Here is an 8,382-nt window from a genome sequence, read left to right as displayed (position 1 = left end):
AAGCCTCACTTGATGGCGAGGGGGTTGACGGGGGAGCCGGCCGCGCCCGTCACCGGGAGCGGAGCGGCGGAGAACTCGTACACGCCGTCGCCGGCGGGGCTGCCCTCCGGCAGCGCGACGGTCTGCGAGGCGTACGACACCAGCCGTGCCACGATGAAGATCATATCCTTTGGTCCCGTCCTGCCGCTGATCTTCACCACCGGGACCGGCCCCGCCTCGCCGTCCGAGGCCGCCGTGGCGGACCTTACAACCCGATGGCCAGCAGCGCGGCCGCGATCATCAGGTCCGACACCAGGCACGCCTCGGAGTACCAGCGGGGAACCACCCGGTCCACGCGGTGGTGGGCGACGTCCCAGGCGGCGTGGGCGAGCCAGCCGGCGGCCAGCACGTAGCGGGCCGCGTCCGGGCCGGCGGCGACCGCGGCCACCGCGACCGCGCCGAAGCCGAGCACGGCGGCGGTCTGCAGGCTCAGCAGCCGCCGGGAGGCGAGCTCGCCGCGGGCGGTTCCCCAGGTGAGGTAGATGACCGCGGCGAGCAGGACCGACCAGGCGCTGACAGAGGTCTGGACCTCGTCGGGCAGCGGTGCCAGCAGAGACAGGCTGACGACGGTGCCGGTGGCGGCGACCCCCGTCCGCCAGTGGCGGGCGAGCACGCCGGACAGGCCGGTACGCCGGTGGACGGCGCCGGTGGTGACGGTGACGGTGTTGCCGGTCATCGGGGGGCTCCCTTCGGTACGGGCTGTGGCCGCGACGGAGGTCGCAGGCGCGGCGCCGCGCCGGGTAACGCCCCACGCGGTCGACGCCGCGGCTGCGCCGGCCGTCGGCGTCACACTCCCGTCCGCCGCTGCCCGCCGACTGTCCGCGTGTGGAAAGGGCGGACAGCGGGCTGTCAGCGGACGGGCAGCGGGGCGACAGCCCTGGCCGCGAGTGTCATGCCGACGGCCCGCGGGGGCCGCGGCATACTCGTCAGCGAGAAGGATCCTCATGATCGAAGCGAATGGGCTGACCAAGCGCTACGGCGGCAAGGTCGCCGTCGACGACCTCAGTTTCACCGTCAGGCCCGGCGTCGTCACCGGCTTCCTCGGCCCGAACGGGGCCGGCAAGTCGACGACGATGCGGATGATCCTCGGGCTGGACGCCCCCGGCGCCGGGCACGCCACCGTCAACGGCCGCCGCCACACGCGGCACGCCGCACCGCTCCACGAGGTCGGCGCGCTGCTGGAGGCCCGGGGGGTCCATCCCGGAAGGTCGGGCTACGACCACCTGCGTGCCCTGGCCGCCACCACCGGCATCCCGCGGCGGCGCGTCGACGAGGTGATCGACCTGGTCGGCCTGGGCGAGGTGGCGCACCGGAGGGTCGGCGGGTTCTCACTCGGCATGGGCCAGCGGCTGGGCATCGCGTCCGCGCTGCTCGGCGACCCGGCGACGCTCATCCTCGACGAGCCGGTCAACGGACTCGACCCCGAGGGCATCCTGTGGATCCGCACCCTGCTCAAGGGGCTCGCGGCCGAGGGACGCACGGTCTTCGTGTCGTCGCACCTGATGAGCGAGATGGCCCTGACCGCCGAGCAACTGATCATCGTCGGCCGCGGACGGCTGATCGCCGACGTGCCGGTGGCGGACTTCGTCCGCGACTCCTCCCGTCTGACCACGCGGGTCCGGTCGCCGCAGGCCGAGCGGCTGCGCGACCTGCTGGCCGGCCCGGACGTGACGGTCACCGGCGACGGGACCGGCGTCCTGCAGGTGCAGGGCCTCGACGGCGAGGCCGTCGGACGGATCGCCGCGCGGCACGGCGTGACGCTGTACGAGCTGACCCCGGTGCACGTCTCGCTGGAGGAGGCGTTCATGGAGCTGACCCGCGACGCGGTCGAGTATCACGGCGTCACCGGCCGGAGCACGGCCGGTGTGGAAAGGAGCGCGGCATGAGCACCGCGAACGTCACCGCATCCCGCCGCACGGCCGGACCGGCGGCGGACCGCCGCCGCGTTACGCAGGGCCGGGTCATGCGGTCCGAGTGGATCAAGCTGTGGTCGCTGCGGTCGACCGTGTACACCCTGGTCGCTGCGGCCGGGACGACGATCGGGGCGGGAGTGCTGCTCTGCGCGTTCATGACGGCCCAGTCGGCACTGCCCGGCGCGCCGCACCAGGCGCTGTTCGACCCGGCCGGGGCCAGCCTGCGCGGAGTGTCCCTCGCCCAGCTCGCCATCGGCGTGCTCGGCGTGCTGCTGGTCACCGCCGAGTACTCCACCGGCATGATCCGCGCCACGCTGTCCGCGGTGCCGCGCAGGCTCCCGGTCCTGTGGGCCAAGGCGGGCGTGTTCACCGTCGTCGCGGCCACCCTGATGATCGCCGCGTCGTTCACGGCCTTCCTGGGCGGCCAGGCCGTCCTGGGTGCGCGGGGCACCACGCTCGCGGCGGACGGCGTCGCCCGCGCGGTGGCCGGGGCGGGGCTGTACCTGACCATCGTGGGGCTGCTCGGGGTGGGGCTCGGCTTCATCCTCCGCAACACCGCGGGCGCCATCGCCGCGCTGTTCGGACTGCTGCTGGTGCTGCCGACCCTCGGCGAGGTGCTGCCGGGCGACTGGGGCAGGCGTGTCGTTCCGTACCTGCCGTCGAACGCCGGACAGGTCGTGATGTCTGTCCGTCCCGCGCCCGGGGAGCTGGCGCCGTGGACCGGGTTCGCGGTCTTCTGCGGCTACGCCGCGGTGACGATCGCCGTCGCGGCGGTTCTGCTCAAGCGCCGCGACGCGTGACCGGCTGGGCGCGGGGCCGGTCGCGTACCTCCTGACCGCGCGGACGCGGGACTCCGGCCCGGCGGGCGAGGGCGGCGGTGGACCGCCAGCGGGTCACAGCGGGCCTGGTCCTACACTTCCGCAGGTGGAAACCGACAAATCGTTCACCGTCACGCCGCGCGTGGTGCGCGCGGCGGCCCTGGCCGACGCCGACCTCGATCCGGAGCCGCTCGACCCCGCCCAGGTCGTTTCCGGGAACCCGCAGGTCCGCCACCTGGAGCTGGCGTCGGGCACGGACCTGGCGGTGGGCGTCTGGCAGCACGGGCCCGGCGTGAGCACCGACACCGAGGCGGACGAGGTCTTCGTCGTGCTCGGCGGCAGGGCGACGATCGAGGTGGAGGGCGGCCCGGTGCTCGACGTCGGCCCGGGGGACGTCGTCCTGATGCCCGGCGGCGCGCGCACCGTGTGGACGGTGCACGAGACGCTCCGCAAGCTGTACGCCGTTCGGCCCTGACCTCGTCCGCTCCGCCCGCCGGAGTTCCTCCGGCGGGTCAGGCGACAAGCGGGGCCGCGGCGCACGGTTCCCGGCGCTGCGGCCCCGCCTCGGACCACACCGGCCCGCGGATTTCGCGTGGCCGGCACCTCAGTGCCTTCCGGGAGCCGGGGAGGGCACGCGCCCGCCCCGGCTCCCGGATCAGCCGCCCGGATCAGCCGGCCGGCTTCAGGACCACCTCGTCACTGCCGGACAGGGCGGGCAGGCCGTCCGCGCCCGGGTCGGTGTACGTGGCGTTGAAGACACCGGAGAGGTTGTCGTTCGCCGGGTCGTGGCCCGACGGCACGCTGGTCGTGATGCTGCCGGTGCATCCGCTCGCGGTCGTCTGCGGGTGCCCGTGGCTGTCGTGGCCGAGGATGTAGGTCACCCGGACGCGGGAGCAGTCGACCGGCTGGTCGTCGGTCACCTTGACCTCGAACTGCACGACGTCGCCGAAGTGGAACGCCTGTCCCTCAGTCGGCTTGACGAACTCGACGACCGGCGCCTGGTTGCCGACCACGACCTCGACCTCGGCCGTGGCCGAACGCCCGCGCTGGGGGCCGCCCACGTCGGTGACCTTCAGAGTCGCGCGGTAGACGCCGTTCTCCTGGTAGGTGAAGGTCGGGTTGGCCTCGCGCGAGTCCACCTTGCCGTCGGCGTCGAAGTCCCACGCGTACTGGAGCCGGTCACCGTCGGCGTCCGTGGTCCCCTCGCTGGAGAACGTCACGCTGAGCGGCGCCTTGCCGTTGGTCTTGTCGGCCGAGGCCTTCGGGGCCGGCGAGTGGTTGCCGTTCTCGCCGATGTAGTCGATGCGGGCCAGCTGGGCGTCGGGGTTCTGGTTGAAGTAGCCGTCGCCGTACTCCAGGACGTAGAGCGCGCCGTCCGGGCCGAACTCCATGTCCATGGCGTTGTCGAAGACGAACGACGGCAGGACCGACTCGATCTTCGAGAGCTTGCCGTCCTCGCCCAGGCGCATGCCCTTCACCCAGTCACGCGACCACTCGTACAGCAGCGGCACGCCGTCGTAGTACTCCGGCCACGCCACCGGGCTGCGGCCGTGCGCCGCCTTCTTGTCGTAGTGGTAGACGGGGCCGCCCATCGGGGAGATGCCGCCCGTGCCGAGCTCGGGGAACTCGGCGGACGCGCCGTAGGTGTACCACACGTCCGGCTGCGCGACCGGAGGCAGCTCGGTCAGGCCGGTGTTGTGCCGCGAGTCGTTCACCGGCGCGGCGCAGTTGAAGGGCGCGCCGGACGTGCCGGTGGCGAAGTCGTAGTCGTTGTACGGCATCTTGGCGGTGGCGCAGAACGGCCAGCCGTAGTTGGCCGGCTTGCGGATGACCGTCCACTTGCCGGTTCCGGCCGGCCCGCGGTTCGGGTCGGGCCGGTTGGCGTCCGGCGAGTAGTCGCCGACGTAGACCTCCCCGTTCTCCTTGTTGATCTCGATGCGGAACGGGTTGCGCAGCCCCATCGCGTAGATCTCGGGCCGGGTCTTCGGGGTGCCCGGCGCGAACAGGTTGCCCTCGGGGATGGTGTAGCCGCCGCCGTCCTTGGGCTTGATCCGCAGGATCTTGCCGCGCAGGTCGTTGGTGTTGCCGGAGGTGCGGCGGGCGTCGTACGCCGGGTTGCGGTTCGGCCGGTCGTCCAGGGGCGAGTACCCGTTGGAGGCGAACGGGTTGGTGTCGTCGCCGGTCGACAGGTAGAGGTTGCCCTCGGCGTCGAAGACAATGTCACCGCCGACGTGGCAGCAGATGCCCCGGTCGACCGGGACGTCGAGGATCTGCTGCTCGCTCGCCAGGTCGATCTGGCCCTTCTTGAACTCGAAGCGGGACAGCCGGATGGCGCCCCTGAAGCGCTCCCAGTCGGCCTCGGTGCCCTCGTTGGGGGCGTCGCCCTCGTTCACGCTGGGCGTCTTGGGGTCGTCGACGGGGGTGTTCAGCGGCGGCGAGTAGTACAGGTAGACCCAGTTGTTGCCCTTGCCGAAGTTCGGGTCGAGCGCGATGCTCTGCAGGCCCTCCTCGTCGTGCTGATACACGTCGATGGTGCCGGCCTTGGTGTTGAGGCCGGTCGCCGGGTCGTGCATCCAGATGGTGCCGGCGCGGGTGGTGTGCAGGACCCTGCCGTCCGGAAGGACGGCGAGGTCCATGGGCTCACCGGGGGTGTCGTTCAGGGTCACCTTCTGGAAGGCGGACTCCGGGGGCGCCTGCGTCTCCTGCGCCGTCGCGATCGACGGCGTCGTCAGGAGCCCCGTCATGACGGCGGCCGCTGCCGCCGCCATGAGCCTGGTCCTCTTGGAGGTACCGTTCACGTGGTGCTTCTCCTTGGCCGGAGGGCGTCAGTTGGGTGGCCGGGCCGCCATCCGTGCCGCGGCAACGGCAGGGAAGCGTGGCGGTCCGGCCGCTCGATGCCGGGGAGATGCGCCCACGCCGGAACCGGCGAGGTCACGGCCATGGAGGTCGCACTCGGAAGTGGTCGCCAGGGCGGCCGCACGCATCGTCCCCTTCGTGAGGACGCGTGCGCCGAACGCGTCGTGGTCGAACATCGGTCGAACACTGGACAGAACGCTGCCTGGCTCCGTCGGCGTGCCACCGCCGGTTGAGCGCGAGACGCCCACATTGTTACGACCGTGCTACCGAATGGTCAATAGCGCGTTCAATGTCCGTTGCGGACGGCCGGGGTCAGCCGCCGACGTACTCCCGAATGGATGTTTTGTGGGCGAAAGCACCAACTTTCGTTGACATCTGGCATAAGTCCGATCTACGGTCGCAAAACATGTGATCGATGCGACAGAAGTCGTACCACTCCCGATCGACTCGTCACGCTGGGTGTCCGAGCTTGGCGCGTCGCCCGGGGGCGTACGCCCGGTCGCGCATCCGTCGTCGCGCCGAGACGTCGGGTGTGCGAGTGCCACCCGGGCGGCACGCCCCCGGGCGGCGCGACCACCCCTGCCGCCCCGCGCGGGTCATCCTCCGCCGCCCTGGAAGGGGACGCGCACGCGGCCCTCGGTGTGCATGAGCTCGAACATCCCGCGGATCGACGCGGCGTCGTTGAGGTGCGGGAACGGGTCGCCCGGGGGAGCGGTGACCCCGAGGAAGGCGCACAGCGGTCCCCATCCCTCGCGTACGTCGAAGACCAGGAGCCGTTCGGCGGGCAGGGTGGCCCGCACCTCGGCGATGTGCCGGTGATAGGCCGCGACCGCCCGCTCCTCGTCCGGCGTGTGACCGGGCCGCCACTCCTCACCGAAGACCGACCTGCTGATGCGCTCGAAGAGCGGCCGCAGGCTCGTCATCGCGGCGACGACGGGACGCAGGGCCTCGGGGACCTCGTCCTCCCGCACCGGCCCCCGCGGGCTGAGCGAGCCCAGCAGGCGGAAGCTGGCGTACCAGCTGTGCGGGTCGCGGACCGTGAGGACGACCTTGGCGTCCGGGTAGGACCGCGCCAGCTCCCGCCAGAAGAAGCTGGCGGGCCAGTCCACGCACGACCGGAAGCCCGCGAAGACCTCGTCCCAGTCGGCCGGCCCGCCGGCGCAGACGGGCAGCCACCGCTCGGCCAGCTCGGGATGGAGCATGACCTCGAAGGTGTGGTAGCAGGGCCCGAAGCCGAGCCGTTCCAGGGCCGCCTTCGTCGACGTCGTCCCGGTGCGCGGGAGTCCCGCGCCGATGACCTCCAGCATGCCCAGGCTCCTCGTCGTCGTCGTCGTCGTCGTCGTCGTCGCCGCCGCCGCCGCCGTCCCGGCGCGGCGCCGCTCCTGGTCGCCGCCCGGCCGCGCCGGCCTCCGCGAGCATGCCCGTGGGTGAGCCGTTCTCACGGCGCGCACCGGGGAAGTGGTGGCTGGAATTTTTCGGAGCAGCCATGAAACTTTCCAAAAACCCCCGCGCGTGAGGTGGTGCTCGCCACCCCTGACCTCCCGCTCCGCGGCTCGGCCGGTTCGGTGCGGACCTGCGGCTTGAGCGGCCTGAGAGTTCTATGCAGTCTTCGGAAACATCAGGCGCCGTCGGCGGACGTCCGGATCGGCGCAACCGGAGGAAGGACGGTCCACGTGAGACGACGCATCGTGGCCTTACTGGCCGCCGTGCTGATGCCCGTGGTCGCGGCGACCACGTTGCTGGTCACCAGACCGGCGGCCGCGGCCTCGCTGACCCGGGTGACCAGCTTCGGCGACAACCCGAGCAACCTGAACATGTACATCTACGTGCCGGACCGGGTGGCCGCCCGGCCCGCGCTGCTGGTCGCCGTCCACTACTGCACGGGCACCGCGTCGGCACTGTTCAGCGGGTACTTCCGCGACTACGTCACGGCGGCCGACCAGTACGGGTTCGTCATCGTGTTCCCGGAAGCCACGCGCAGCGGCCAGTGCTTCGACGTGTACTCGCCTCAGGCGCTGAAACGGGGCGGCGGCAGCGACCCGGTCGGCATCATGTCGATGGTCGACTACGCCAAGTCGCGCTACAACGTCGACCCCGGCCGCGTCTACGTCAGCGGCGTCTCCTCCGGCGCGATGATGACCAACGTGCTGGCGGCCGAGTATCCGGACGTCTTCAAGGCGGGCTCGGCGTTCTCCGGCGTACCGGCGGGATGCTTCGCCACCACCGACGGCTCCACCTGGAACAGCCAGTGCTCGGGCGGCCAGAGCATCAAGACCGCGCAGCAGTGGGGCGACCTGGCCCGCTCGATGTACTCCGGCTACAGCGGCTCCTACCCCCGCATGCAGCTGTGGCACGGCGCCACCGACACGACCCTCGCCTACCCCAACTTCGGCGAAGAGATCAAGCAGTGGACCAACCTCCACGGCGTCAGCCAGACGCCGGCGTCCACCGACAGCCCCTCGTCGGGCTGGACCCGCACCCGGTACGGCAACGCCGGCACGCAGCCGCCGGTCGAGGGCATCAGCGTCTCCGGCCAGGGCCACTCGCTGCCGCTCAATGGCATGATCTCCTACGCGATCGACTTCCTCGGCCTCAACAGCACCACGACCTCGCCGTCTCCTTCGCCGTCTCCTTCCCCGTCGCCCACGCCGCCGGACAGTCCGTCTCCGACCCCGCCGGTGAGCCCCTCGGCCACCCCGACCGGAGGCCCGCCGGCCGCGACCCTGGGTGAGGCCGCCACCCGCAGCGGGCGCTAT

The 8,382-nt window shown here is 71.9% G+C and carries 9 protein-coding genes; 5 read left to right on the top strand and 4 right to left on the bottom strand.

Annotated features, from left to right (window positions below; all coding sequences use genetic code 11):
- Positions 1-5: 5 nt before the first annotated feature.
- Positions 6-152, bottom strand: a complete 147-nt coding sequence (locus AAH991_RS39395; protein ID WP_346231065.1) for a hypothetical protein — start codon at positions 150-152, stop codon at positions 6-8.
- 92 nt (positions 153-244) lie between these two features.
- On the bottom strand, positions 245-715 hold the full coding sequence (locus tag AAH991_RS39390) for a hypothetical protein (protein WP_346231064.1): 471 nt from the start codon (positions 713-715) through the stop codon (positions 245-247).
- Between the two features lie 268 nt (positions 716-983).
- Between AAH991_RS39390 and AAH991_RS39385 the strand changes: the two genes are divergently transcribed.
- The 3 genes from AAH991_RS39385 to AAH991_RS39375 all read left to right on the top strand — a co-directional run bounded on the left by AAH991_RS39385 (position 984) and on the right by AAH991_RS39375 (position 3,245).
- Complete coding sequence (locus tag AAH991_RS39385) at positions 984-1,925, top strand: ATP-binding cassette domain-containing protein (protein ID WP_346231063.1); 942 nt, start codon at positions 984-986, stop codon at positions 1,923-1,925.
- Positions 1,922-2,752: an ABC transporter permease gene (locus tag AAH991_RS39380; RefSeq protein ID WP_346231062.1), complete on the top strand. Its 831-nt coding sequence runs from the start codon at positions 1,922-1,924 to the stop codon at positions 2,750-2,752. Before AAH991_RS39385 ends, AAH991_RS39380 begins: the two co-directional genes overlap by 4 nt.
- 124 nt (positions 2,753-2,876) lie before the next feature.
- Positions 2,877-3,245 (top strand): cupin domain-containing protein, encoded by a 369-nt coding sequence (locus AAH991_RS39375; RefSeq protein ID WP_346231061.1) that lies wholly within the window; start codon positions 2,877-2,879, stop codon positions 3,243-3,245.
- 193 nt (positions 3,246-3,438) lie between these two features.
- Here AAH991_RS39375 and AAH991_RS39370 read toward each other — a convergent pair whose 3' ends face one another.
- A complete protein-coding gene (locus AAH991_RS39370; protein WP_346231060.1) occupies positions 3,439-5,568 on the bottom strand; it encodes a PQQ-dependent sugar dehydrogenase in 2,130 nt (709 codons plus the stop codon).
- A 654-nt stretch (positions 5,569-6,222) separates the two neighbouring features.
- Complete coding sequence (locus tag AAH991_RS39365) at positions 6,223-6,933, bottom strand: sulfotransferase family protein (protein ID WP_346231059.1); 711 nt, start codon at positions 6,931-6,933, stop codon at positions 6,223-6,225.
- Here AAH991_RS39365 and AAH991_RS39360 point away from each other — a divergent pair.
- Both AAH991_RS39360 and AAH991_RS39355 read left to right on the top strand, forming a co-directional pair.
- Entirely contained in the window at positions 6,932-7,057 is a 126-nt protein-coding gene (locus tag AAH991_RS39360; RefSeq protein WP_346231058.1) for a hypothetical protein, read from the top strand. The genes AAH991_RS39365 and AAH991_RS39360 overlap by 2 nt on opposite strands.
- Positions 7,058-7,299: 242 nt before the next feature.
- The coding region (locus tag AAH991_RS39355; RefSeq protein ID WP_346231057.1) for an extracellular catalytic domain type 1 short-chain-length polyhydroxyalkanoate depolymerase at positions 7,300-8,382 on the top strand (1,083 nt) is incomplete at its 3' end.

The sequence above is a fragment of the Microbispora sp. ZYX-F-249 genome (assembly GCF_039649665.1).
GTDB classification, from domain to species: domain Bacteria; phylum Actinomycetota; class Actinomycetes; order Streptosporangiales; family Streptosporangiaceae; genus Microbispora; species Microbispora maris.
This window is presented reverse-complemented; position numbering and strand designations above follow the sequence as displayed.